The organism is Pseudomonas grimontii (assembly GCF_007858185.1).
GTDB classification, from domain to species: Bacteria; Pseudomonadota; Gammaproteobacteria; order Pseudomonadales; family Pseudomonadaceae; genus Aquipseudomonas; species Aquipseudomonas grimontii.
The window spans coordinates 20,874-43,382 of sequence record NZ_VFES01000026.1 but is presented as its reverse complement, the minus strand read 5'-3'; the positions used below and the strand labels follow the sequence as shown (position 1 = coordinate 43,382).

The window sequence follows — 22,509 nt, the reverse complement described above, 5'->3', positions numbered from 1 at the left end:
ATGAAAATTCGCTCACAGATCGGCATGGTCCTCAACCTGGACAAATGCATCGGCTGCCACACCTGTTCGATCACCTGCAAGAACGTGTGGACCAGCCGTGAAGGCATGGAATACGCCTGGTTCAACAACGTCGAGTCCAAGCCCGGCATCGGCTACCCCAAAGAGTGGGAAAACCAGGACAAGTGGAAGGGCGGCTGGGTGCGCAACGCCAACGGCTCGATCAACCCACGCATCGGCGGCAAGTTCCGCGTGTTGGCGAACATCTTCGCTAACCCCGACCTGCCGAGCCTGGACGACTACTACGAGCCGTTCGACTTCGACTATCAGCACCTGCACACCGCGCCATTGGGCGAGCACCAGCCGACCGCACGCCCGCGTTCGCTGGTGTCCGGCAAGCGCATGGAAAAGATCGAGTGGGGCCCGAACTGGGAGGAAATCCTCGGTACCGAATTCGCCAAGCGCCGCAAGGACAAAAACTTCGACCAGATCCAGGCCGACATTTATGGCGAGTACGAAAACACCTTCATGATGTACCTGCCGCGCCTGTGCGAGCACTGCCTCAACCCGGCGTGCGCGGCATCCTGCCCGAGCGGTGCGATCTACAAGCGTGAAGAAGACGGCATCGTGCTGATCGACCAGGAGAAGTGCCGGGGCTGGCGCATGTGCATCAGCGGCTGCCCGTACAAGAAAATCTACTTCAACTGGAAGAGCGGCAAGTCCGAGAAGTGCATCTTCTGCTACCCGCGTATCGAAGCCGGTATGCCGACCGTGTGCGCCGAAACCTGCGTGGGTCGGATTCGCTACCTCGGTGTGCTGCTGTACGACGCCGACCGCATCAGCGAAGTGGCGAGCACCGCCAACGAGCAGGACCTGTACGAGAAGCAACTGGAAATCTTCCTCGACCCGAATGACCCAGCGGTGATTCGCCAGGCCCTGGCCGATGGCGTGCCGCAGTCGGTGATCGACTCGGCCCAGCGTTCGCCGGTGTACAAAATGGCCGTCGACTGGAAGCTGGCGCTGCCGCTGCACCCGGAATACCGCACCTTGCCGATGGTCTGGTACGTACCGCCGCTGTCACCGATCCAGAACGCCGCCGCTGCCGGCACCGTGGGCATGAACGGGGTGATCCCGGATGTGGACAGCCTGCGTATTCCGCTGCGGTACCTGGCGAACATGCTCACCGCCGGCGATGAAAAACCGGTCAAGCGTGCACTCAAGCGCCTGTTGGCGATGCGCGCCTACAAGCGCTCCCAGCAAGTCGATGGCGTGCAGGACCTGCAAGTGCTCGAAGACGTCGGCCTGAGCGTTGAACAGGTGGAAGAGATGTACCGCTACCTGGCGATCGCCAACTACGAAGACCGCTTCGTGGTACCGAGCGCCCACCGTGAAGACGCCATGAGCGACGCGTTCGCTGAACGCTCCGGCTGTGGTTTCAGCTTCGGCAGCGGTTGCAGCGGCAGTTCCGACACCAACATGTTCGGCGCCAAGAAGGCCAACCGCCGTGACGTGCTGAAAACCGTCCAGATCTGGGAGGACTGAGCCATGCGCATTCTTAAAGTGATTTCGTTGCTGCTCGACTACCCCACCGAGACCCTGGTGAACGGTCGCGATGAACTGGAGCAGGCGATTCTCGAATCGCGGGAAATCAGCCCCAAGCAGCGCGGTGCGTTGTTCGAGCTGCTGGAACTGATCTGTGCCAATGACCTGATGGACGGCCAGGAACACTACGGCGCGCTGTTTGGCCGGGGGCGTTCGCTGTCGCTGTTGTTGTTCGAACACGTGCACGGCGAGTCCCGCGACCGCGGCCAGGCCATGGTCGACATGATGGCCCAGTACGAAGAAGCCGGGTTTGCTATCGGCGTCAAGGAGCTGCCGGACTACATCCCGTTGTACCTGGAGTTCCTGTCCACCCGCGAAGACATCGAGGCCCGTGAGGGCCTGGCGGATGTGGCGCACCTGTTGGCCTTGCTCGCCGCGCGTCTGGACGAGCGTGAGAGCGGCTATGCCAGTTGCTTCCGTGCGTTGTTGCAGATTGCCGGCGCCGAGCCGCACCAGGCCGTGGCCGAACTGCGTGCCCAGGTCGCCGCCGAACCGCGCGACGACTCCCTCGAAGCCCTGGACAAAATCTGGGAAGAGGAAGCGGTGGACTTTATGCAGGCCGAACAGCAGGACCGTTGCAGTTCAATGCCGAGCAGTCCGGGCAAGGCCCGCGAAGAAAGCGCGGTGCCGTTGCACTGGGTGGATTTTCAGCAAGAAGGCCGGGCCGCAGCGCCCGCCGGGGAGGTGGGTAATGTCTAAGTGGAATTTGCTGGTATTCGGGGTGTACCCCTATGTGGCCCTGGCGATCTGCCTGTTGGGCAGTTGGGCGCGGTTCGACTTGTCGCAGTACACCTGGAAGGCCGGCTCCAGCCAGATGCTCAACAACCGTGGCATGCGTGTGGCGAGCAACTTCTTCCATATCGGCGTGCTGTTCGTGCTGGCCGGGCATTTTGTCGGCCTGCTGACCCCGGCGTCGATCTACCACCATGTGATCAGCACTGAGAACAAGCAGTTGCTGGCGATGGTCTCGGGTGGCTTCTTCGGCCTGCTGTGTCTGGTGGGCCTGCTGATGCTGGTCAAGCGCCGCCTGGGTGACCCGCGCGTGCGGGCTACCTCGAGCCCGTCGGACATCCTGATCCTGCTGGTGCTGCTGGCGCAGTTGGTGCTGGGTTTGCTGACCATCGTTGCCTCTACCGGGCATATGGACGGTTCGGTGATGGTGATGCTCGCCGACTGGGCGCAGAACGTGGTGCTGTTGCGTCCGCTGGACGCGGCGGCTTCGATCGAGCCGGTCAGCCTGATCTACAAGGCCCACGTGGCGCTGGGCTTGACCCTGTTTGTGCTGTTCCCGTTTACCCGCTTGGTGCACATGGTCAGCGCGCCGATCTGGTACCTGGGGCGTCGTTATCAAATCGTGCGGCAGAAGTACTGAGGAGAACGTCATGACTACAGGATGCGGATGTGGTGGCGGTAACGGCGGCAGCGGTGGTTGCGGCTCGTCGGCCAAAGAACCGGTGATGATGGCCGAGGTTGTAGCCCAGGCGCCTTTCGAGGAACTCAAGGCGCCGGAGTTGATCGCCAGCAGTGAACAGGAATGGCCGATCATCAGCGTCAATGGCGTGGCGGTCACGCCCGAGGCCATGGCCCTGGAGTTGCAATACCACCCGGCCGACAGCCGCGAGGAGGCGGTGTACCTGGCCGCCCGTGCGCTGGTGATCCGCGAGCTGTTGCAGCAGCGGATCGCCGAGCTGGGCCTGGCGGTGGAGATCGCCGCCGGTGAGAACGAAGAAGAGGCGGCCACGCGCCTGCTGCTGGAGCGTGAGGTCACGGTGCCGGACTGCGACGAGGCGACCTGTGTGCGCTACTTCGAGAACAACCGTGGACGCTTTCACAGCGCGCCTTTGTTGGCGGCGCGGCACATCCTGCTCGAATGCGCGCCGGACGATGCCGAGGCGCGCCACCTGGCGCGCACCCAGGCCGAAGTCCTGCTGCTGAGCCTGGAAGAACAGCCCGGCCAATTTGCCGAACTGGCGCTCAAATACTCGGCCTGCCCGTCCAAGGCCCAGGGTGGTTCGTTGGGCCAGGTGAGCAAAGGCCAGACCGTGCCCGAGCTGGAGCGCCAGCTGTTCACCCTGGCCCCAGGCCTGGCCGCCAAGCCGCTGGAGAGCCGTTACGGCTGGCATGTGATCAGTGTCGACCAGCGTATCGAAGGCCAGCCGTTGCCGTACGAAGCCGTGGCTGTAGCGATTCGCACCCAGTTGCAGCAAGGGGTGTGGCAGAAGGCATTGGTGCAGTACCTGCAAACCCTGATCGGCGCGGCGGACATCCGCGGCATCGCGCTGCAGGGTGCCGACTCACCGTTGGTGCAGTGACATGAGCCTGGTGGATGGGGTGGGCCGTTCGATCGATTACCTGCGCTTGTCGGTGACCGACCGTTGTGATTTTCGCTGTGTGTATTGCATGGCGAAAAACATGACATTCCTGCCGCGCCAGCAGGTGCTGACCCTGGAAGAACTGGAACGCCTGGCCGCGCTGTTTGTGGGGCAGGGCGTGCGCAAGATCCGCCTGACCGGGGGCGAGCCATTGATTCGCCCGGGCATTCTCGGTCTGTGCCGCAACATCGCGGCGCTGCCGGGGCTGCGTGAACTGGTGATGACCAGCAATGGCTCGCAGTTGGCGCGACTGGCGCGGCCGTTGGTGGAGGCGGGGGTCAAGCGCATGAACATCAGCCTCGATAGCTTGGACCCTGAGCGCTTTCGCGCGATTACCCGCAACGGTGATCTGCGCCAAGTGCTGGACGGTATCGAGGCCGCGCGGGATGCGGGGTTCGAGCGGGTCAAGCTCAACTGCGTGGTGATGAAGGGGCGCAATTTTGACGAAGTGCCGGCATTGGTGCGGTATGCCATTGAGCAGGGTGTCGACATCAGTTTTATCGAGGAAATGCCCCTGGGGGACGTGGGGCGGTCGCGAGGGGAGACGTTCTGCTCCAGCGATGAAGTGCGGGCGCTGATTGCCCGTGAGCATGGGCTGATCGACAGCACCGAGAACAGCGGAGGGCCAGCGCGGTATGTGCGGTTGGCACGGCATCCGGGGACGCGGGTGGGGTTTATTTCGCCGAATTCGCATAATTTTTGTGGCAGTTGTAATCGGGTACGGATGACGGTGGAGGGGCAGTTGTTGTTGTGCCTGGGGCAGGAGGATGCGGTGGATTTTCGCGCTTTGTTACGGCGCTATCCGGGGGAGGATGGGCCTTTGGTTGAGGCGTTGCACAGGGGGTTGGAGGGCAAGCCGTTGCGGCATGATTTCAGTGGGGCGGGGGAGGTGCAGGTGGTGCGGTTTATGAATATGAGTGGGGGGTGAGTACATATCCATTACTTCGGCCTGCCGGTTTTGTGTCTGATGTACTCGGTAAAAATGTGGGAGGGGGCTTGCCCCCGATTGCAGTGGGTCAGTACCAAATCCATCAACTGACACTCCCTCATCGGGGGCAAGCCCCCTCCCACATTTGGATCTCCACATATCCCTAAATAACGGATATGTACCCAATCAAAAAACCTTGACCCCGATCAAGGGATCCCCACCCCATTCTCCGTAACCTCACTGCATATTGTGTCTGTAAGCCTAAAAACATCTACATGTAGTGCCTGGAGCCCGGAAAATGCAAAACACGCTCACCCCGCTGGTCAGCACCCGCCTACACAAACGCGACGGCAGCCTGGTCCCCTTCAACGCCGAAAAAATCCACCACGCCCTGACCGCTGCCGGCACCGCAACCGGCGAGTACCAAGAGGCCGACGTCGACCTGTTACTGGGCGCCGTCCTGGCCCGCCTGAGGGGCATCGAGCAGCTGGACGTCGAACAAGTCCAGGACAGCGTCGAACGCGTGCTGATGGACGCCGGCTACTTCCTCTCAATGCGCGCCTATATCGTCTACCGCGAACAACACGGCCGTCTGCGCCGCGACCGCAAGACCCTGGTGGAAGTCGCCACCTCGATGAACGAATACCTCGACCGCGAAGACTGGCGCGTGCAAGCCAACGCCAACCAGGGCTACTCCCTGGGAGGGCTGGTGTTGAACGTGTCGGGCAAGGTCACCGCCAACTATTGGCTCGACGAGGTCTACAGCCAGCAGATCGGCCGCGCGCACCGCGAGGCGGATTTGCATATCCATGACCTCGACATGCTCGCCGGTTATTGCGCCGGCTGGTCGCTGCGTTCACTGCTGCATGAAGGCCTCAATGGTGTGCCGGGACGTGTGGAAGCCGGGCCGCCCAAGCACTTGAGCAGCGCCCTGGGGCAGATGGTCAATTTCCTCGGCACCCTGCAAAACGAATGGGCCGGCGCCCAGGCGTTCAGTTCGTTCGATACCTACCTGGCGCCCTATGTGCGCAAGGACCAACTGAGTTACGCCGAGGTGCGCCAGGCGGTGCAGGAGTTCATCTACAACCTCAACGTACCGTCGCGCTGGGGCACCCAGACGCCGTTTACCAACCTGACCTTCGACTGGGTGTGCCCGGAAGACCTGCGCGAGCAGGTACCGGTGATCGGTGGTGAGGAGATGCCGTTTGCCTATGGCGACCTGCAAGCGGAAATGGAGCTGATCAACCGCGCCTATATCGAAGTGATGCAGGCCGGCGATGCCAAGGGCCGGGTGTTTACCTTCCCGATTCCCACCTACAACATCACCCACGATTTTCCTTGGGACAGCGAGAACGCCGACCGCCTGTTCGAGATGACCGCGCGCTACGGCCTGCCGTATTTCCAGAACTTCCTCAATTCCGATATGCAGCCCAACCAGGTGCGCTCGATGTGCTGCCGCCTGCAACTGGACGTGCGTGAGCTGCTCAAGCGCGGCGGTGGGTTGTTCGGTTCGGCGGAGCAGACCGGCAGCCTGGGCGTGGTGACGATCAACTGCGCGCGCCTCGGCTACCTGTTCAAGGGCGACACCTCGGGTTTGTTGCAGCGCCTGGACAGCCTGATGGACATGGCCATGGAAAGCCTGGAGGTCAAGCGCAAGGTGATCCAGCACCATATGGACGCTGGCTTGTACCCGTACACCAAGCGTTACCTCGGCACCTTGCGCAATCACTTCTCCACCATCGGCCTCAACGGCATGCACGAGATGCTGCGCAATTTCACCGGCGACGAGCAGGGCATGCATACCGAAGAGGGCCGCGCGTTTGCCCTCAAGCTGCTCGACCATGTTCGCGCCACCTTGCTGCGTTTCCAGGAAGACACCGGCCACCTCTACAACCTCGAAGCCACCCCGGCCGAAGGCACCACTTATCGCTTCGCCAAGGAAGACCGCAAGCGTTACCCGGACATCCTGCAGGCCGGCAGCGACGTCGCGCCGTACTACACCAACTCGTCGCAACTGCCGGTGGGCTTTACCCAAGACCCCTTCGAAGCCCTGGAGCTGCAAGACGAACTGCAATGCAAATACACCGGCGGCACCGTGTTGCATCTGTACATGGCCGAGCAGATTTCCTCGGCGCAGGCCTGCAAGCAACTGGTGCGCAAGGCGTTGGGGCGGTTCCGCCTGCCGTACCTGACGATCACCCCGACCTTCTCGATCTGCCCGGTGCACGGCTACCTGGCCGGTGAGCATGAGTTCTGCCCCAAGTGCGATGAAATCCTCGCACTTGCCGCTGCGCACTGAACCGATCTTCCAACCCGCAAGGAGATTCACCATGCAAACATCCCAGCCACAACGTCAGCGCTGCGAAGTCTGGACCCGGGTGATGGGTTATCACCGGCCGGTGTCGGCGTTCAATCCCGGTAAACAATCCGAGCACAAGGAACGTGTGCATTTCACTGAAACGGCCGCCGTGGCCGGGCGCCAATGAGTCGAGCGCTACGGGTCGGGGGCCTGGTGCCCCTGACCACCCTCGACTACCCCGGCATGCTCGCCTGTGTGCTGTTTTGCCAGGGCTGTGCCTGGCGCTGTCGTTACTGCCACAACCCGGACCTGATCCCACCGCGCGGTAGCGCGGAGGTGGATTGGCGCCGGGTGTTGCTGTTTTTGCAGCGGCGCAAGGACTTGCTCGACGCCGTGGTGTTCAGTGGTGGCGAGCCGACCTTGCAGGAAGGCTTACCGGCAGCCATGGATGAAGTGCGGGCGATGGGTTTTCGCGTTGGCCTGCACAGTGCCGGGATCAAACCGGCAGGGTTTGCCAATGCGTTGCGTCATGCCGATTGGGTCGGCTTTGACGTCAAGGCACTGGCCGAGGATTGCCGGTTGATTACCCAGGTCAAGAACAGCGGTGCCGCCAACTGGCGCAGCCTCGACACTCTGCTGGCCAGCGGCGTGGAATACGAATGCCGCACCACGGTGCATTGGCATTTGATCGACCCCCCTCGGTTGCTGTTGCTGGCCCAGCGTTTGCAAGCCAACGGCGTGCAACGCTTCGCGGTGCAAATGGTGCGCACGGCCAGCATGCTCGATGCGCAATTGTCGAGTTCACCGGCACAGGCCGCATTGCCGGAGTTATGGGGCCGCTTGCGCGAGTTGTTTCCTGCTTTTGTATTGCGAGGGTGATGCGTGCCCTCAGCGGATTTTTATAGATGCTGTCCATGACGGGCAGGTTTTCATCAGGGACTATCACAATGAAGCAATTAACCACGGCACAACGCATTGTCATCGGTTTCGCGATTGCGCCGTTGGCGCTGGTCGGCTTGGTGTTTTACGCCCTGCACGACCTGGCGACCCTCAAGCAGCAGTCTGAGCAGATCGTGCAGCAGGACTGGCCCCGGATCGCGCCGATCATGGTGATCGCCACCGGAGTGCGCGATAACGGGCGCAACACCCGCGACCTGCTGATCGACCAGGATAACCAGCAGGCCCAGGCCTCCATCGGCACCACGCGCGAGCGCATCACCCAGGCGTTCGCCACCCTTGAGCCGCTGCTCGACACCGCCGAGGGCAAGGCCGCCTATGCCACCTTGAAAACCCACCGTGAAGCCTACGTAGCGGCCTTCACCCAGGTGCAGGCGCTGATCAGACAGGGCGCGCGCGAGCAGGGCCTGGCCCAGCTCAAGCAACAGGTGATCCCCGCCGAGCTGGAAGTGTTCAAGAGCCTGGATGCGTTGATGGCCATGCAGGGACGGTTGTTCGCCGAGCGCCAGCAGGCGGCGCAAACCCTGTATGACGAGGCCCGACGCACCATGCTCGGGTTGTTCCTGCTGTGCCTGACCCTGGTGGTGGCGGCGGCGGTGATCGTCACGCGCAGCGTCACCCGACCGCTGGGCGGCGAGCCGGATGAAGTGGCGCGGGTGTTAAGTCATATCGCCCAGGGCGACCTGACCATCGAGGTGCCACTGGGCAACAGTATCGACGGCAGTGTGATGCGCAATCTGCACCAGATGCAGCAGAGCCTTAACCAGATGGTCCGGCATATCGCCGCGTCGGTGGACGGCGTGGCCAGTTCGTCGGAAGAGTTGAGCGCGGTCAGCGGCCAGACCAGCAGCAGCCTGCAGTTGCAGGGCCAGGAAATCGAACAGGCCGCCACCGCCGTGAATGAAATGACTGCCGCTGTAGACGAAGTGGCACGCAATGCCGTGAGCACCAGCGAAGCCTCGCGCCTGTCGGAGCAGACCGCCCAGCGTGGACAGGCGCAGGTGCAGGAAACCGTGGCGTCGATCAACACCTTGGCCACCGGTGTGGTGGAAACATCGGAGCGTATCCAGCAACTGGCCGGCCGCGTGCAAGACATCAGCAGCGTGCTCGAAGTGATCCGCAGCATTGCCGACCAGACCAACCTGCTGGCGTTGAACGCGGCCATCGAAGCGGCCCGCGCCGGGGATGCCGGACGCGGGTTTGCGGTGGTCGCCGATGAAGTGCGCGCACTGGCCCATCGCACCCAGACCTCGACCCAGGAGATCGAGCAGATGATCGGCAGTATCCGCCAGGACACCGAACACGCGGTGGCCGCCATGCACAGCAGCAGCGAGCGGGTACAGGCGACCTTGAGCGTGGCGCAACGTTCGGGAGAGGCGCTGGACGAAATCACTCGGTCGATCTCGCAGATCAACGAACGCAATATGATGATTGCCAGCGCTACCGAAGAACAGGCACTGGTGGCGCGGGAAGTGGATCGCAACCTGGTGGGCATTCGCAACCTGTCGCAGCAGGTGTTGCAGGGCGCGATACACACCGAGACGGCGGGGCATGACCTGGCCGGGATGGCGGGGACGCTGCATCAGACGGTGGCGCGGTTCAAGGTGTAACTTCGCCTGACTGTGGGAGGGGGCTGGCCCCCGATGGCGGTGGGGCAGTGGCAGGTGCATCAACAGACACGCCCTCATCGGGGGCAAGTCGAATCGTCGCACCGCCCCTCCCACATTTGGATCTGCATATATCAGGTAGACCTCGGTCTGCTTTTGCTCTGGCTTTTGCAGTCTTCGAGCCGACCGGAGTTGTGACTGGTGTACTCGGTTAAGGGTGGGAGGGGGCTTGCTCCCGATGGCGGTGGGTCAGTAACAACTGCATCAACTGACACTACCTCCCATGTGCATCGCTGCACATCAGCCAGCCCACCCCCAGAACTGCAACCACCAGCCACACCCCACCAGCCCATTACTCAGCAGTACGCACAACCACCCGAGGCAACGGCGCCGGGTTTCCAGCCCCTGGAGCTGTCGCCACCCCAACCACAAGCACCAGCCAATCGCGGCGCTCAGCATCAGTGCGCGCGCCGGTTGCACCCATGCCAATGCCAAGCCCTCATAACGCAACAACTTCACCGTCGTCGCCGACAGCCCCAGGAATAACCCTGCACCAGCCAGGGGCGTGAGCGTGAGCGCCAGGGGCCAAAACAGGGCACGATCTCCCGCCACAGACGCGGCCAGGCGCAGTAGCAGCCAGCAGCCACCGCCGATCAGCAGTGAGCTGCCACTCAGGTACAGCACGATGCACAGGCCATCGAGCCAGCTGAAACTGTCGTTGAGTTGCGGGTAATGCGTGAGCAGCCACCAGGGGGCGTTGTCTTGCAACAGCCACATCCAGTTGCGGCTTACCAGCCATTCGGCGAGTGTCTGTTTCAGCGCGATAAACCACGGGCTCAAGGTCCATTGGAACGCGCCCATGGCCAGGCCGATCACGCCAAACAGCAGCAGGCGCGCATCCCACGGCGAGCCGGGTTGATGGGGCGCCTGCAGAATCTCTTGATTGCACGAGCGGGCGATCAGTTGCACTGCGCCGCGTTGCCCGCTGCAACGACCACAGGCGTGGCAGTCGCTGGCGCCTTGCAGGCGGCGGATGTCCAGGAGTGGCGCGCAGTTGGGCAGCGGCAGGCGCGGGGCATTGTTGGCTTTCCAGCGTTGTTCATCCACGGCGAAATGCACTGGCGCCAGGCGGGCGAGCAGGGCGAACACGCCGCTCACCGGGCACAGGTAACGGCACCACACGCGCTTGCCGCGCACGAACAACAGGCCGACCACCACCGCCGCCAACGTCGAGCCGCCCAGGATCAGCAACGCCGCCTGGGCGTAGTCGTACACGCTGATCAACTGACCGTAGAGCGTGGTGAGGCAGAAGCCCAGGGTCGGCCAGCCGCCCCAACGCAGCCAGCGCGGTATGCCCAGGCCGCGCCCGTGCTGGCTGGCCCACTCGCTCAGCGAACCCTCCGGGCACAGCACGCCACACCACAGACGCCCGAACAGCACCATCGACAGCAACACGAACGGCCACCAGATCCCCCAGAAGATAAATTGCGCGAGCAGCGTCAGGTTGTTCACCACGCGCGCCTGGCTGTCCGGCAACGGCAGCACGGTGGGCAGCACCAGCAGCACGGCATACGCCAGCACCACCGCCCATTGCATGGCACGGATCAGCCGGGCATGGCGGCGCATGCCATCGCCCAGTTGCTGCAACCAGCTCATGCCGCGTGCCGGGAGCGACGCAGGCCGTTGCCCACCCACAGCCAGTTGCCGAGCAGGACCAGCAGGGTGACAAGGCTGGGGGCCGCACGGTAGCCGGCAAAGTCGGCCAGCAGCGCGCCCAGGCCATGGCTGTCACTGAGCAGTGTGCTGCTGTCCCAGCGGCTGTCACCAAAGGCGGTGTAAACCCACTCGGGCATGTCCATGCCCAGCAGTTGCCCGCTGATACGGTCCACGGCCGCGACCAGCAAGGCACCGCCCAGCAGCAACAGCAGCGCCTCGCTGAGGGCGAAGAACAGTGACCAGGAGATAAAGCGCCGACTGCCGCGCAACAACACGACGGTGAGCCCCGCCAATGCCAGGCCGAGCACACCGCCGACGGCGAAAAGGCCCAGCGCCTCATCGTGCAGGCGCGCCCCGGCGCCATACAAAAACACCACGGTTTCACTGCCTTCGCGGCTCACCGCCAGCAACGCCAGTAACAGCACGCCCCAGCCGCCCTGGCGCGCCAGGCGCTCGTCGGCCTCGCGTACCAGGGTGTGTTTGAGCGTGGCCGCGTTGCGGTGCATCCAGAACACCATCTGCACCATCAAGCCGCTGGCCAACAGGGTCAACGCCGCTTGCAGCCACTCGCCCTGGGGGCCGGTCATGGTGTCACCGGCCCAGAGCATCAAACCGGCCAGCCCGGCCGAACACAACAACCCCAGCAGCACCCCGGCCCAGAGGAAACGGGCCAGTTGCGCATGGCCGGCCTGGCGGCTGATCCAGACTTGCAGAATGCCGATCACCAGCAGGGCCTCGACGCTTTCACGCCAGACAATAAACATCGATTGATTCATCAACGGCTCCTATTCGGCGAGGATGCTGCCTTCGGGCAACTGTGGGTTGAACTCGTCGAAGAACGGGTACAACCCCGGCTTGAGCGGGTGGATCACCACAAAGGTGGTCACCCCCGCAGACAACACCTTCTCGACCCGCAGCGGTGTGCTTTCGAATTCGGCCGGGCCTTGGCCGATGTTCTTGAGCACGATCTTGAAACGCTCATCGGCCTTGACCACCAGTTGCGGCGGGTCGAAATGGCCGTCCCGCAGGCTCAGCTCATAGGTGGGCAACGGCGCCGCCATCGCCGCGCCGCTTAGCAGCAGGCCGCCCAGCAACAGGGCGCGGCGCATCAATAACCGCCTTTTTTGCCGATGCCGGCGTAGACGAATTCGTAGTGCACCTCGCAGCGTTCGAACCACGGGGCCACCCCAGTTTCCTTGTCGGTATGACGGCCCAGGGAGTGGTGGCCGGTGGGCGGCAATACGCTGAAGGTGAGGGTGTATTTGCCGGGGCCTTGCAGCTTGACGTTATCGCCGTAGTGCGGCCCGTCGTTGGCGACCATGGCGTGGAAGTCGCCACTGATGGGGGTGTCGTTGCCCTGTTTCTTCAGGGTGAACGACAGGTTGAGGTAGGGCACGAAACTGCCTTCCTGAAACCCTTGGGCGTTGTCCGCCGTGGCGCGTACATCGGCCTCCAGGTGCACATCCGAATCGGCCGTGGCGCGCATCATCCCGGCGGGGGCCATCTCGATCGGTTGCAGGTACACCGCGCCGATTTCCAGGCCGGGGCAGTGTTGCGGTTCGCCGATGGGGTACTCCTTGGCAAACGCCACGGAGGTGCTCAGCAGCAGGGCAAGGGACAACAAAGAAGGGCTACGCATGGAGGCTTCCTGACGGGTGAGGGGAGAGAACCCGAGTCTAGGAAGGTCAGCAGTAAATAATAATGATTCTTGTCAAGTTTCGAGGATATTTCATCTTGGCCAGGCTTGATGCCGGTCAAGGTCGCACAAGCTTTATGGGGGTAGGTTGCAGTAAGTGTTCGTCGCCAGGGAGTCCACGCATGGCCAAGCCTTTTCCGCTGCACCCCAAGCATCCCGAACGTATTTGTTGGGGCTGCGATCGCTACTGCGCCGCCACCGACCTGGCGTGCGGCAATGGCGCCGACCGCACCATGCACCCGGCCGAGATGATCGGGGATGACTGGTACGAGCATGGCGACTGGGGGTTTGCACCCGAGCCGCCGGTTGCGGATGAACCGTCAGCTGCCTGAGCGGGGTTTTTCCTTGCCGTCTTTAGGGGCGTCAGCCGGCTTGGCGGGTTTGCTCGGCGGTTTGGCGGTGTCCTTGGTTTTTTTGTCGCTGTCGGAAGGGCTGCTGGGGTAGGTCCCCGGTGGCAGGGCGGAACCGGCGGCGCTGTCGCCACTCAAGGCGTTGGCGGCAGGTTCCGGGTTATCGCCAAAGGCGGCGAGGGCGGGGCCGGAGAGCAGGGCTGACAGGCCGACGATAAGCACAATCCGTTGGGACAATCTGGTCTTCATGACGCAATCCCCTATCGTGTGGATGTATCAGGAGCCTGGATGAATTCCAGGCTCCGGTCCTGCCTCGATCAAGCCGCCATCGGCTTGCTCGACTGCAACTTTTTATGCGCGACTTTCATGGCTTCCATTTCAGCGCCCAACTCTTCAAGCAGCGCCTTGCCCAGCAGCTTTTTAGCCTGCGGGAACATCTCGGTTTCCTCTTCTTCGATGTGGTGCTCCAGCAATTCCTTGACCACTTTGACGCGGCCGGAAAACTCGGTGGTCGAAGGTTCGGTTTGCTTCAGGTCGGGCAGTACCAGGGAGTCGACGGTGCGATGCTCTTCCTTGGCCTCGTGGTACATGATGTCCTGTTCCTTGCCGCCGGCTTTTCTGAACGCCGGGTAGAGAATTTCTTCTTCCAGCTTGGTGTGCAGACTGATTTCCGCTTCCAGCTTGGCCAGCAACTCAGTGCGTTTTTTCACCCCACGTTCGGTGGACTCACTCAGTTGAGTCAACAGGGCCTTCACGCGTTCGTGGTCGGCTTTGAGCAGGTCAATGGCATTCATGGGTGACACCTCACGGGAATTTCAGGGCGCGTCGATATGCACGCCTCGTCCCGTGCAGGGGTGCATCAGGTGTACCAACTTGAGTGATTTTAAATTGGTCTTTCAATTCAACTGGTTGAAGAAGATTGGAGGAAGTAGCCGTCGTGCAGGTTGCATGGTTGGGCGCAGGGCACGTTGCATTCCACAACCCAGGAAAATTTAAATGAACCCTCGCGGCCGATGCTTGAACTAACGCATACGACCTAGGAGGTGATGCATGGAAATTCAATATATCTGGATCGGGTTGGCGGTGATTCTGCTGCTGTTGGAGTTGTGGGCGATCAATATCGTCCTGCGCAGCACCGGTGGTTGGGAAAGCAAGGGGTTGTGGCTGGTGATCCTGATCTTTGTGCCGTTGTTTGGCTTGATTGCCTGGGCGATGTTCGGGCCCAAGCGTGAGATGCCGGAGCAGCGTAAAAGCTGAAGGGCTTGGGGAAATAAAAACAGGCGCCGAGAGGCGCCTGTTTACGTTCAACAGGGACCGTTCAACCGGCTACAGCCTTGGCAATCGCCTCGTTGAACGCCGGCAAATCATCGGGTGTGCGCGACGTGATCAACGTCCAGCCATTGGCCTGGCACTGCTTGACTTCGGCATCGACCCATCCAGCCGCGCCAGCGTTTTCCAGGTCGATGCGCACGCTTTTGTAGGAGGTCAGGGTCTTGCCCTTGATCACGCCAGCGTCGATCAGCGTCCATGGGCCGTGACAGATCGCCGCGATGGTTTTACCGGCTTCGGTGAAGTCCTTGATCAGGCGCAGCGCCGCCGCATCCTGGCGCAGGGTGTCGGCATTGACGGTACCGCCAGGGATGACCAGGGCGTCAAAGTCGCTGCTCACGACGTCCGACAGCTGCACGTCGGACTCCACTGTTTTGTCTTTCTCGGTGTCGCCGACAAAGGTCTGGGTGGTACCGCCTTTGCTCGAAGCGTGGGTCACCGTGGCGCCGTAGCCGCGCAAGGCGTCCAGGGGCTTGAGCAGCTCGTCGCGCTCGATGCCGGTGTTGGAGGTGATGATCAGAATCTTCTTGCCGTTAAGGTGTGAACTCATGATCGAGTGTCTCCTGAGGGGTGGATTAAAGACGCGATATGGGAGAGTGGATCGAGTCCGGGCGGCAAAGGTTTAAATTAATTTGCGCTTATTTCGCCGGCGGTTGGCGCGGGCAATTTCCTTGAACTATCCAAATCCACCGGCCTCTGCTGCATAAGTGCCCGCGCTTTTTCGTGGGCCTTCGACCCCTTGGAGAGAGACCATGACTGCCGACAAAACCCCCGCGCCGATCAGTTCTGAAGACGCTCAGAAAGGCACTGAAAAAGCCTCCAAAGGCCAGACCCTGGAACGCCCGAATCCAAAGACCGAAACCGTCGATAAGGTGTTGACGCCCACCTCGATCAAAGACACCGAACGCCAGACCGATGCCATCAACGAGCAGGCTACCAAGGCCGAGCGCAAGCTGGGGCACTGATTGCCAAGCTGAACGCCGAGTACGCCGGCAAGAGCACCTACATCCTTTTTGTGGCAAGCGGCCCTGAAACCTGCCACCGCGTTTAGGCAGGATAGTGGCGGTGACCTTATGTGGGGCCGCTACGCGCCCCAACGCGGGGCAAGCCCGCTCGCCACAAAAGCCAATCTTGACCCCCTGTTCCTACTCGGTATCGACTCGCAACACCTCCAACCCTAACCGCTCATACGCCTCCACACTCGGCACATGCCACTCGGTGATTAACGTGTGAATACGGTTGCACGGCGCCACCACAAACGGTTCAACCGCACCGAGTTTGTCGGCCATGGTCACCGCCACCACATGGGAGGCGCTGTCGAGCAGGGCCTGTTTGACCGCCACCTCATCAAAATGCAGCGAGCTGATGCCCACTTGCGGGTGCAGTGCGCACACCCCGGTAAACAGCAGGTCGGCCTTGATACTCTGGATCAGGCGCACGCTTTCCTGGCCGCTGGTAGACAAGGTGGCCGGGTTGAGTTGGCCGCCGGCGAGTATCACTTTTACCGTGGGATGGTCCGCCAGGGCGATGGCGATCATCGGTGACGGCGTGACGACCGTGAGGCGGATCGAGCGCGGCAATGACTGGGCGATCTGCAAGGTGGTGGAGCCGGAATCGAACAGTACGATCTGGCCGTCTTCCACCTGGTCGGCGGCGAGTTGCGCGAGTTGACGCTTGGCTTCATTGGTCTCGCCGACACGGGTGAAGAAGTCCTTGCCGGTGTCCTTGGGCCGTGGCAGCGCGCCACCGTGCACGCGCTGCAACAGGCCGGCGGCGGCGAGTTCGCCGAGGTCGCGGCGGATGGTGTCCTGGGACACGGCGAAGTGGTCCACCAATTCCGAAGCGGTGACTTTGCCGTCGCGCTCCAGCAATAACAGGATCTTTTGTTTGCGCAGGGAAGGCAGGTCGATGGCGTGATGAGTATTGTGCATGTTTATGCGCTTTTTTGCGGGTTTGTGCGAGATTAGTCCGCGGTCGATATAAACGCAATGGCTGGTTGCCCACCTGTTGCGCGGTTACTCTCTGTGCTCAGTTCAGGGAGAGGTGACCTAGATGTCGTTGATTACAACCATCGAAGATTTACGCAAGCTGGCGCAAAAACGTGTTCCACGGATGTTCTACGATTACGCCGACTCCGGGTCCTGGACTGAGAGCACCTACCGGGCCAATGAAAGCGATTTTGCCCGGATCAAATTCCGCCAGCGCGTGGCGCGCAATATCGATGAACGCTCGATCCGCGCCACCATGATCGGCCAGGACGTGGCCATGCCGGTGGCCCTCGCACCCACGGGCCTGGCCGGCATGCAGCATGCCGATGGCGAGATTCTTACCGCGCGTGCCGCCGCCGCGTTTGGCCTGCGCTACACCTTGTCGACCATGAGTATTTGCTCGTTGGAGGACATCGCCGAACAGGTCGGCAAGCCGTTCTGGTTCCAGCTGTATGTGATGCGCGACCGCGCGTTTGTCGAGCAACTGATCGAACGTGCCAAGGCGGCCGGCGTGGATGCGCTGGTGCTGACGCTGGACCTGCAGATCCTCGGGCAACGCCACAAGGACTTGATCAACGGCCTCTCGGCGCCGCCCAGGCTGACCTTGCCGAACATCCTCAACATGGCCACCAAGCCACGCTGGGTGATGGGCATGCTCGGCACCCAACGGCGTGGCTTCGGCAATATCGTCGGGCATGTGAAGGGTGTGGCGGACATGAGTTCGCTGTCATCGTGGACCGCCCAGCAATTCGACCCGCGCCTGAGCTGGGACGATGTGGAGTGGATCAAGAAGTGCTGGGGCGGCAAGCTGATCATCAAGGGCATCCTCGATGTGGAGGACGCGCGCCTGGCCGCCAACTCCGGTGCCGATGCACTGGTGGTGAGCAACCACGGTGGCCGCCAGTTGGATGGTGCACCGTCGAGCATCAGCCAGTTGCCGGCGATTGTCGAAGCGGTGGGCGAGCGGATTGAAGTGTGGCTGGACGGCGGCATTCGCTCCGGCCAGGACGTGCTCAAAGCGATGGCACTCGGCGCCAAAGGCACCATGATCGGTCGCCCGCATTTGTATGGTTTGGGCGCGATGGGCGAAGCGGGGGTGACCAAGGCACTCGACATCATTGCCCGTGAGCTGGACGTGACGATGGCACTGTGTGGCTATAACGATATACGCGCTGTGAATCGCGAGATTTTGCTGCCGGGTACATTCCCCGAAACCGTTTAGTGAGCAAAAAAATCGTAAAAAAATAAAAAGAGTTGTCCACGAAAACCGTGGGTATCTCTGTGGATAACTTTGCGAGGGCCCGGCAGGGTTGGCGATTTAACCAAAGGTTAATATTTGATCAACTGCCGGCCATGTCCAGTATGGGCAGGGTTTGCGCTTGACAGCCAAGCGCGAACCCAGTGCCGAAAAGCAGATTTATGACTCGTTGTTGCGACCTGGAGTGTGGGTGACCACCTGGGCTGGCATCTTCGCTTGCATCAGGTTGTCGAGTGCCTGGCGATAGCTGCCACCGGCCAGGCTCATGCTGTTGTTGTGGCTGGCACCCGGCACCAATAAGAGGCGTTTGGGTTGCCGGGCCGCTTCAAATAGTTGCTCGCTGAAACGCGGCGGCACGTAGCGGTCGTCCAGGCCATGGACCACCAGCAGCGGCATGTGGATGTCGGCGATCTTGTCGATGGAGTCGAACTTCTGCGACAGCAACCAGCGCACCGGCAGCGAGGTATTGGCTACCGCTGCGGCCACGTCGGCCAGGGAGGTGAAGGTGGACTCGATCACCAGCCCACGTACCGGCAGCGGCGTTTGCTGGCCCAGCTCGGCTGCCAGGTCGATGGCCACCGCCCCACCAAGGGAGTGCCCGTAGATCAGGCGTTTGCCGGGGTCCGGTTGCAGCACCTGGAAACGTTCCCAGGCGATGCGTGCATCTTCATACACCGTGGTTTCCGAAGGCAGTTCGCCACGGCTCTGGCCGAAACCGCGATAGTCGATGGCCAGCACCGAGTAACCCAGGGCGTGCAATTGCTCGATGCGAAACAGCTGCCCGGTGAGGTTCCAGCGTACGCCGTGCAAGTAGAGGATCGCCGGCGCGTCCTTGTTAGCTGCCGGGTACCACCAGCCATGAATGTTCTGCCCCGATTTGAAACTGGCGGGCTTGAGTTCGAATTCCTGCACCGCCTTGGGCAAACCGCTGTACCAACTGGCGGTGCCGGGCTCGATGCGAAACACCAGCTCGCGCTCCTTGTGTTGCAGCACCGCGCAGCCCACTGGCAGGCCGACGATCAACAGTGCCATGCACAGCAGGGGAAACCAGCGCAGGCTCAGGCGCGATAGAAAACGTGAGGGCATGAAGATTCCAGGGCAAAGGTGAAGTGGGGGTTTTACCAGATGGCCTACACAGGCAGGTATAAATTCGACGGCCGCCCAGGTTGATTGCTTGCAAAGTGTTACAGCATTGAACAACCCCTGCACAGGTTGCTAGGGTGGGGCAGATCAAACAACTGTGAACCCCGATTACTCCTTTGGAAAAAGAGCCAGCCATGGACAACAGCCCCGTTCGCATCACCGCCGAAGAGACCCTCTCGGACAACTGGTACCTGCTGAAAAAATACAGCTTCGACCTGCGTCGCCGCGACGGCAGTTGGCAAGCCCAGACCCGCGAGGTGTATGACCGCGGCAATGGCGCGACCATCCTGCTGTACAACCGCGAGCAACGCACGGTGTTGTTGATTCGCCAGTTCCGCATGCCCACCTTCGTCAATGACTACCACGGCTATCTGATTGAAGCGGCGGCGGGGTTGCTGGACAACGCCAGCCCCGAGGAGCGCATTCGCCTCGAGGCGGAGGAGGAAACCGGTTATCGCGTCGGGCATGTGGAGAAGGTCTATGCGGCGTTCATGAGCCCAGGCTCGGTCACTGAGCGGATTCACTTTTTTCTCGGCGAATACCAGCCGGGGGACCAGGTCGGCAGTGGCGGCGGCCTGGAAGAGGAGGGCGAGGACATCGAGGTGCTGGAGCTGGGTTTCGAGCAGGCGTTGGCCATGGTGCAGAGCGGCGAGATCGCCGACGGCAAGACCATCATGCTGTTGCAGCACCTGGAGTTGCGCATGCTGAAAGAAGGTTGGTGAACCCCTTCCAGCGATCCCGCTTAAACAGCACGTACATCCAATTTTCCTACCCCCATCCTCGGCAAACTCCCCTCATCGCTGAAACGTCTAGGCAGAGGGGCACACCATGGACCCAGCACCACAGACAGGGCCCGACGAAGTCGTCACCCTGGTCGTCAAACACTTGATCAAGACAGGCCGCGAAGCCGACTACGAAGCCTGGCTACGCCGCACCGTGCGTATCGCCGGCGAGCGTCCCGGCCACCTCGGTGTCGACGTAGTGCGCAGTAAACAAAACGGCTTGACGCTGTTCACCTGCGTATTGCGCTACCGCTCCACCGACGACCTGGAAACCTGGCTCAATTCCCCCGAGCGCAAAACCTTGATCGCCGAAGCCACGCCAATGCTGGCCGACGGCGACAAGACCGAAATCGGTGCGGTCAACGAATTCTGGTTCACGCCCCTGGCCGACAGCGCCGCCAAGCCGCCGCGCTGGAAACAGGCGGTGGTGACCCTGTTCGTGATCCTGCCACTGACCCTGCTGGTGCCGATCGTGTGGGGCCCGATCCTCGGCCTGCACCCGTTCCTCTCCAACTATGTGGTCGCGACCTTCCTGGTCACCGTGACCATCGTCCTGCTGGTGGTCTACCTGCTGATGCCGGCGGCTACCCGCCTGTTCGCTCCCTGGCTTGAAGCCTCTGTAAAGGAAACCCTATGAACGCCGATCTGATTCTGTTCAATGGCCAGTTCCACACCGTGGACCGTGAAAATCCACGGGCAACCGCCGTCGCCATCCGCGAGGGACGCTTTGTTGCCGTCGGCACCGATGGCGAGGCCATGGCCCTGCGTGGCAGCGGCACCCAGGTCATCGACCTCAAGGGCCGCACCGTGATCCCCGGCCTCAATGACTCGCACCTGCACCTGATCCGTGGCGGGCTGAACTACAACCTCGAGCTGCGCTGGGAAGGCGTGCCGTCCCTGGCCGATGCCCTGCGCATGCTCAAGGAGCAGGCCGACCGTACTCCTACGCCGCAATGGGTGCGGGTGGTGGGCGGCTGGAACGAATTCCAGTTCGCCGAAAAACGCATGCCGACCCTGGAAGAACTCAACCAGGCCGCGCCGGATACCCCGGTGTTCGTGCTGCACCTGTATGACCGCGCCTTGCTCAACCGCGCCGCCCTGCGCGTGGCCGGCTACACCAAGGACACGCCGAACCCACCGGGTGGCGAGATCGTGCGCGACAGCAACGGCAACCCCACCGGCATGCTGGTGGCGCGACCCAACGCGATGATCCTCTACTCGACCTTGGCCAAAGGCCCGAAACTGCCACTGGAATACCAGGTCAACTCCACCCGCCAGTTCATGCGTGAACTCAATCGCCTCGGCCTGACCAGCGCCATCGATGCCGGCGGTGGTTTCCAGAACTACCCCGATGACTACGCGGTGATCGAACAACTGGCCAAGGATGAACAGTTGACGGTGCGCATCGCCTACAACCTGTTCACCCAGAAGCCCAAGGAAGAACTCAGCGACTTCAAGAACTGGACCGGCAGCGTCACCCTGCACCAGGGCGATGACTACCTGCGTCACAACGGCGCCGGCGAGATGCTGGTGTTCTCCGCGGCCGACTTTGAAGACTTCCTCGAACCTCGCCCGGACCTGCCGCTGACCATGGAACAGGAGTTGGAACCGGTGGTGCGCCACCTGGTGGAACAGCGCTGGCCGTTCCGCCTGCATGCCACGTATGACGAGTCCATCTCGCGCATGCTCGATGTGTTCGAGAAGGTCAACCGCGACATCCCGTTCAATGGCTTGCCGTGGTTCTTCGACCATGCCGAAACCATCACCCCGAAGAATATCGAGCGGGTGCGCGCCCTCGGTGGTGGTATTGCGATCCAGGACCGCATGGCGTTCCAGGGCGAATACTTTGTCGAGCGCTACGGCGCCAAGGCCGCCGAAGCCACGCCACCGATCAAGCGCATGCTGGCTGAAGGCGTGCCGGTGGGGGCGGGCACCGATGCCACGCGGGTCTCGAGCTACAACCCGTGGACCTCGCTGTACTGGATGGTCAGTGGCCGCACCGTCGGTGGCCTGGAACTGCACGCCGAAGGCCTGCCGCGCCTCACCGCGCTGGAGCTGTTCACCCATGGCAGCGCCTGGTTCTCGTCCGAGCAGGGCAAGAAAGGCCAGATCAAGGTCGGCCAGTTGGCGGACGTGGCGGCGCTGTCGGCGGACTTTTTCAGCGTCGATGAAGAAGCCATCAAGTGGATCGAATCGGTGCTCACTGTCGTGGGCGGCAAGGTGGTCTACGGCGCCGGCGACTTCGAAGACTACGCACCGCCGCGCGTGCCGGTGCTGCCAGACTGGTCGCCGGTGGTCAAGGTGCCGGGGCACTGGCGCCCGAGTTCGCCTTTGCAAGCTCAAGTACACCAATGCAGCGGCCCATGCGGCGTGCATTCCCACAGCCACGAAAAGGCGCGCCTTTCCAGCGTGCCGGTCAGCGACTTCCAGGGCTTCTGGGGTGCGTTTGGCTGCTCGTGCTTTGCGTTCTGATACCTAAACCCAC

At 62.0% G+C, this 22,509-nt stretch carries 25 protein-coding genes; 16 read left to right on the top strand and 9 right to left on the bottom strand.

All coding sequences use genetic code 11. The features are described 5' to 3' along the window. The 9 genes from narH (at nucleotide 1) to FIV39_RS28355 (ending at nucleotide 9,765) form a co-directional block, all read left to right on the top strand. Nucleotides 1-1,539 carry a nitrate reductase subunit beta gene (gene narH, locus FIV39_RS28395; RefSeq protein ID WP_027607174.1) on the top strand — a complete coding sequence of 513 codons (1,539 nt, stop codon included), beginning with the start codon at nucleotides 1-3 and terminating at the stop codon, nucleotides 1,537-1,539. Between the two features lie 3 nt (nucleotides 1,540-1,542). After that, entirely contained in the window at nucleotides 1,543-2,298 is a 756-nt protein-coding gene (narJ, locus tag FIV39_RS28390) for a nitrate reductase molybdenum cofactor assembly chaperone (RefSeq protein ID WP_027607173.1), read from the top strand. Further along, nucleotides 2,291-2,971, top strand: coding sequence for a respiratory nitrate reductase subunit gamma (narI, locus tag FIV39_RS28385; protein WP_090403147.1), 681 nt, complete (start codon nucleotides 2,291-2,293; stop codon nucleotides 2,969-2,971). The genes narJ and narI overlap by 8 nt, the downstream gene beginning before the upstream one ends. A 10-nt stretch (nucleotides 2,972-2,981) precedes the next feature. Further along, a complete protein-coding gene (locus FIV39_RS28380; protein ID WP_090403149.1) occupies nucleotides 2,982-3,911 on the top strand; it encodes a peptidylprolyl isomerase in 930 nt (309 codons plus the stop codon). Nucleotide 3,912: 1 nt separating this feature from the next. Further along, nucleotides 3,913-4,899, top strand: a complete 987-nt coding sequence (moaA, locus tag FIV39_RS28375; RefSeq protein WP_090403151.1) for a GTP 3',8-cyclase MoaA — start codon at nucleotides 3,913-3,915, stop codon at nucleotides 4,897-4,899. Between the two features lie 298 nt (nucleotides 4,900-5,197). After that, on the top strand, nucleotides 5,198-7,198 hold the full coding sequence (locus FIV39_RS28370) for a ribonucleoside triphosphate reductase (RefSeq protein ID WP_090403153.1): 2,001 nt from the start codon (nucleotides 5,198-5,200) through the stop codon (nucleotides 7,196-7,198). Between the two features lie 31 nt (nucleotides 7,199-7,229). Beyond that, a complete protein-coding gene (gene nrdD, locus FIV39_RS28365) occupies nucleotides 7,230-7,385 on the top strand; it encodes an anaerobic ribonucleoside-triphosphate reductase (protein ID WP_027607168.1) in 156 nt (51 codons plus the stop codon). Further along, nucleotides 7,382-8,077 (top strand): anaerobic ribonucleoside-triphosphate reductase activating protein, encoded by a 696-nt coding sequence (locus tag FIV39_RS28360; RefSeq protein ID WP_090403154.1) that lies wholly within the window; start codon nucleotides 7,382-7,384, stop codon nucleotides 8,075-8,077. The genes nrdD and FIV39_RS28360 overlap by 4 nt, the downstream gene beginning before the upstream one ends. Before the next feature lie 68 nt (nucleotides 8,078-8,145). Further along, nucleotides 8,146-9,765, top strand: a complete 1,620-nt coding sequence (locus tag FIV39_RS28355; RefSeq protein ID WP_090403156.1) for a methyl-accepting chemotaxis protein — start codon at nucleotides 8,146-8,148, stop codon at nucleotides 9,763-9,765. Nucleotides 9,766-10,062: 297 nt separating this feature from the next. Here the strand turns inward: FIV39_RS28355 and FIV39_RS28350 are convergent, their stop codons facing one another. Genes FIV39_RS28350 through FIV39_RS28335 form a run of 4 tightly spaced genes read right to left on the bottom strand, consistent with a single transcriptional unit; the run spans nucleotide 10,063 to nucleotide 13,117 of the window. Further along, on the bottom strand, nucleotides 10,063-11,418 hold the full coding sequence (locus FIV39_RS28350) for a 4Fe-4S binding protein (protein ID WP_090403158.1): 1,356 nt from the start codon (nucleotides 11,416-11,418) through the stop codon (nucleotides 10,063-10,065). Then, complete coding sequence (locus FIV39_RS28345; RefSeq protein ID WP_090403159.1) at nucleotides 11,415-12,254, bottom strand: FTR1 family iron permease; 840 nt, start codon at nucleotides 12,252-12,254, stop codon at nucleotides 11,415-11,417. The genes FIV39_RS28350 and FIV39_RS28345 overlap by 4 nt, the downstream gene beginning before the upstream one ends. Nucleotides 12,255-12,263: 9 nt before the next feature. Then, the gene (locus FIV39_RS28340) at nucleotides 12,264-12,587 is read right to left on the bottom strand and encodes a cupredoxin domain-containing protein (RefSeq protein ID WP_090403161.1); all 324 of its coding nucleotides are present in this window, start codon (nucleotides 12,585-12,587) and stop codon (nucleotides 12,264-12,266) included. Beyond that, the gene (locus tag FIV39_RS28335) at nucleotides 12,587-13,117 is read right to left on the bottom strand and encodes an iron transporter (protein ID WP_090403163.1); all 531 of its coding nucleotides are present in this window, start codon (nucleotides 13,115-13,117) and stop codon (nucleotides 12,587-12,589) included. Before FIV39_RS28335 ends, FIV39_RS28340 begins: the two co-directional genes overlap by 1 nt. A 179-nt stretch (nucleotides 13,118-13,296) precedes the next feature. Here FIV39_RS28335 and FIV39_RS28330 point away from each other — a divergent pair, with 179 nt between their 5' ends. Next, nucleotides 13,297-13,506, top strand: coding sequence for a DUF3079 domain-containing protein (locus FIV39_RS28330; protein ID WP_090403165.1), 210 nt, complete (start codon nucleotides 13,297-13,299; stop codon nucleotides 13,504-13,506). On the opposite strand, the gene FIV39_RS28325 is transcribed toward FIV39_RS28330, so the two are convergent. Both FIV39_RS28325 and FIV39_RS28320 read right to left on the bottom strand, forming a co-directional pair. Beyond that, on the bottom strand, nucleotides 13,495-13,773 hold the full coding sequence (locus FIV39_RS28325) for a hypothetical protein (protein ID WP_090403167.1): 279 nt from the start codon (nucleotides 13,771-13,773) through the stop codon (nucleotides 13,495-13,497). The two genes, FIV39_RS28330 and FIV39_RS28325, sit on opposite strands and share 12 nt — an antisense overlap. 68 nt (nucleotides 13,774-13,841) lie before the next feature. Then, a complete protein-coding gene (locus FIV39_RS28320) occupies nucleotides 13,842-14,318 on the bottom strand; it encodes a hemerythrin domain-containing protein (RefSeq protein ID WP_090403169.1) in 477 nt (158 codons plus the stop codon). Between the two features lie 256 nt (nucleotides 14,319-14,574). Between FIV39_RS28320 and FIV39_RS28315 the strand changes: the two genes are divergently transcribed. Then, the gene (locus FIV39_RS28315) at nucleotides 14,575-14,781 is read left to right on the top strand and encodes a PLDc N-terminal domain-containing protein (RefSeq protein ID WP_028616597.1); all 207 of its coding nucleotides are present in this window, start codon (nucleotides 14,575-14,577) and stop codon (nucleotides 14,779-14,781) included. Between the two features lie 61 nt (nucleotides 14,782-14,842). On the opposite strand, the gene FIV39_RS28310 is transcribed toward FIV39_RS28315, so the two are convergent. Continuing rightward, nucleotides 14,843-15,403, bottom strand: a complete 561-nt coding sequence (locus FIV39_RS28310) for a type 1 glutamine amidotransferase domain-containing protein (RefSeq protein WP_090403171.1) — start codon at nucleotides 15,401-15,403, stop codon at nucleotides 14,843-14,845. Between the two features lie 202 nt (nucleotides 15,404-15,605). On the opposite strand from FIV39_RS28310, the gene FIV39_RS28305 reads away from it, so the two are divergent. After that, nucleotides 15,606-15,818 (top strand): hypothetical protein, encoded by a 213-nt coding sequence (locus FIV39_RS28305; RefSeq protein ID WP_090403172.1) that lies wholly within the window; start codon nucleotides 15,606-15,608, stop codon nucleotides 15,816-15,818. A 180-nt stretch (nucleotides 15,819-15,998) separates the two neighbouring features. On the opposite strand, the gene FIV39_RS28300 is transcribed toward FIV39_RS28305, so the two are convergent. Then, nucleotides 15,999-16,784, bottom strand: coding sequence for a DeoR/GlpR family DNA-binding transcription regulator (locus tag FIV39_RS28300; protein ID WP_090403174.1), 786 nt, complete (start codon nucleotides 16,782-16,784; stop codon nucleotides 15,999-16,001). A 121-nt stretch (nucleotides 16,785-16,905) separates the two neighbouring features. Between FIV39_RS28300 and FIV39_RS28295 the strand changes: the two genes are divergently transcribed. Further along, nucleotides 16,906-18,063 carry an alpha-hydroxy acid oxidase gene (locus tag FIV39_RS28295; protein WP_090403176.1) on the top strand — a complete coding sequence of 386 codons (1,158 nt, stop codon included), beginning with the start codon at nucleotides 16,906-16,908 and terminating at the stop codon, nucleotides 18,061-18,063. A 195-nt stretch (nucleotides 18,064-18,258) separates the two neighbouring features. On the opposite strand, the gene FIV39_RS28290 is transcribed toward FIV39_RS28295, so the two are convergent. Continuing rightward, nucleotides 18,259-19,185 carry an alpha/beta hydrolase gene (locus tag FIV39_RS28290; protein WP_090403178.1) on the bottom strand — a complete coding sequence of 309 codons (927 nt, stop codon included), beginning with the start codon at nucleotides 19,183-19,185 and terminating at the stop codon, nucleotides 18,259-18,261. Nucleotides 19,186-19,376: 191 nt separating this feature from the next. Here FIV39_RS28290 and FIV39_RS28285 point away from each other — a divergent pair, with 191 nt between their 5' ends. The 3 genes from FIV39_RS28285 to FIV39_RS28275 all read left to right on the top strand — a co-directional run bounded on the left by FIV39_RS28285 (nucleotide 19,377) and on the right by FIV39_RS28275 (nucleotide 22,496). Then, nucleotides 19,377-19,964: an NUDIX domain-containing protein gene (locus tag FIV39_RS28285; protein ID WP_090403180.1), complete on the top strand. Its 588-nt coding sequence runs from the start codon at nucleotides 19,377-19,379 to the stop codon at nucleotides 19,962-19,964. Between the two features lie 106 nt (nucleotides 19,965-20,070). Then, complete coding sequence (locus FIV39_RS28280; protein WP_090403182.1) at nucleotides 20,071-20,661, top strand: antibiotic biosynthesis monooxygenase; 591 nt, start codon at nucleotides 20,071-20,073, stop codon at nucleotides 20,659-20,661. Then, nucleotides 20,658-22,496, top strand: a complete 1,839-nt coding sequence (locus tag FIV39_RS28275; protein WP_090403184.1) for an amidohydrolase — start codon at nucleotides 20,658-20,660, stop codon at nucleotides 22,494-22,496. The genes FIV39_RS28280 and FIV39_RS28275 overlap by 4 nt, the downstream gene beginning before the upstream one ends. Nucleotides 22,497-22,509 lie beyond the last annotated feature (13 nt).

Coding starts and splice junctions, on each gene's coding strand:
- narH (WP_027607174.1), top strand. CDS start 1: ATGAAAATTCGCTCACAGATCGGCATGGTCCTCAACCTGGACAAATGC.
- FIV39_RS28360 (WP_090403154.1), top strand. CDS start 7,382: ATGAGTCGAGCGCTACGGGTCGGGGGCCTGGTGCCCCTGACCACCCTC.
- FIV39_RS28340 (WP_090403161.1), bottom strand. CDS start 12,587: ATGCGCCGCGCCCTGTTGCTGGGCGGCCTGCTGCTAAGCGGCGCGGCG.
- FIV39_RS28275 (WP_090403184.1), top strand. CDS start 20,658: ATGAACGCCGATCTGATTCTGTTCAATGGCCAGTTCCACACCGTGGAC.
- FIV39_RS28345 (WP_090403159.1), bottom strand. CDS start 12,254: ATGAATCAATCGATGTTTATTGTCTGGCGTGAAAGCGTCGAGGCCCTG.
- FIV39_RS28320 (WP_090403169.1), bottom strand. CDS start 14,318: ATGAATGCCATTGACCTGCTCAAAGCCGACCACGAACGCGTGAAGGCC.
- FIV39_RS28370 (WP_090403153.1), top strand. CDS start 5,198: ATGCAAAACACGCTCACCCCGCTGGTCAGCACCCGCCTACACAAACGC.
- FIV39_RS28310 (WP_090403171.1), bottom strand. CDS start 15,403: ATGAGTTCACACCTTAACGGCAAGAAGATTCTGATCATCACCTCCAAC.
- narJ (WP_027607173.1), top strand. CDS start 1,543: ATGCGCATTCTTAAAGTGATTTCGTTGCTGCTCGACTACCCCACCGAG.
- FIV39_RS28325 (WP_090403167.1), bottom strand. CDS start 13,773: ATGAAGACCAGATTGTCCCAACGGATTGTGCTTATCGTCGGCCTGTCA.
- FIV39_RS28355 (WP_090403156.1), top strand. CDS start 8,146: ATGAAGCAATTAACCACGGCACAACGCATTGTCATCGGTTTCGCGATT.
- FIV39_RS28295 (WP_090403176.1), top strand. CDS start 16,906: ATGTCGTTGATTACAACCATCGAAGATTTACGCAAGCTGGCGCAAAAA.
- FIV39_RS28290 (WP_090403178.1), bottom strand. CDS start 19,185: ATGCCCTCACGTTTTCTATCGCGCCTGAGCCTGCGCTGGTTTCCCCTG.
- narI (WP_090403147.1), top strand. CDS start 2,291: ATGTCTAAGTGGAATTTGCTGGTATTCGGGGTGTACCCCTATGTGGCC.
- FIV39_RS28380 (WP_090403149.1), top strand. CDS start 2,982: ATGACTACAGGATGCGGATGTGGTGGCGGTAACGGCGGCAGCGGTGGT.
- FIV39_RS28300 (WP_090403174.1), bottom strand. CDS start 16,784: ATGCACAATACTCATCACGCCATCGACCTGCCTTCCCTGCGCAAACAA.
- FIV39_RS28315 (WP_028616597.1), top strand. CDS start 14,575: ATGGAAATTCAATATATCTGGATCGGGTTGGCGGTGATTCTGCTGCTG.
- FIV39_RS28280 (WP_090403182.1), top strand. CDS start 20,071: ATGGACCCAGCACCACAGACAGGGCCCGACGAAGTCGTCACCCTGGTC.
- nrdD (WP_027607168.1), top strand. CDS start 7,230: ATGCAAACATCCCAGCCACAACGTCAGCGCTGCGAAGTCTGGACCCGG.
- FIV39_RS28335 (WP_090403163.1), bottom strand. CDS start 13,117: ATGCGTAGCCCTTCTTTGTTGTCCCTTGCCCTGCTGCTGAGCACCTCC.
- moaA (WP_090403151.1), top strand. CDS start 3,913: ATGAGCCTGGTGGATGGGGTGGGCCGTTCGATCGATTACCTGCGCTTG.
- FIV39_RS28305 (WP_090403172.1), top strand. CDS start 15,606: ATGACTGCCGACAAAACCCCCGCGCCGATCAGTTCTGAAGACGCTCAG.
- FIV39_RS28285 (WP_090403180.1), top strand. CDS start 19,377: ATGGACAACAGCCCCGTTCGCATCACCGCCGAAGAGACCCTCTCGGAC.
- FIV39_RS28350 (WP_090403158.1), bottom strand. CDS start 11,418: ATGAGCTGGTTGCAGCAACTGGGCGATGGCATGCGCCGCCATGCCCGG.
- FIV39_RS28330 (WP_090403165.1), top strand. CDS start 13,297: ATGGCCAAGCCTTTTCCGCTGCACCCCAAGCATCCCGAACGTATTTGT.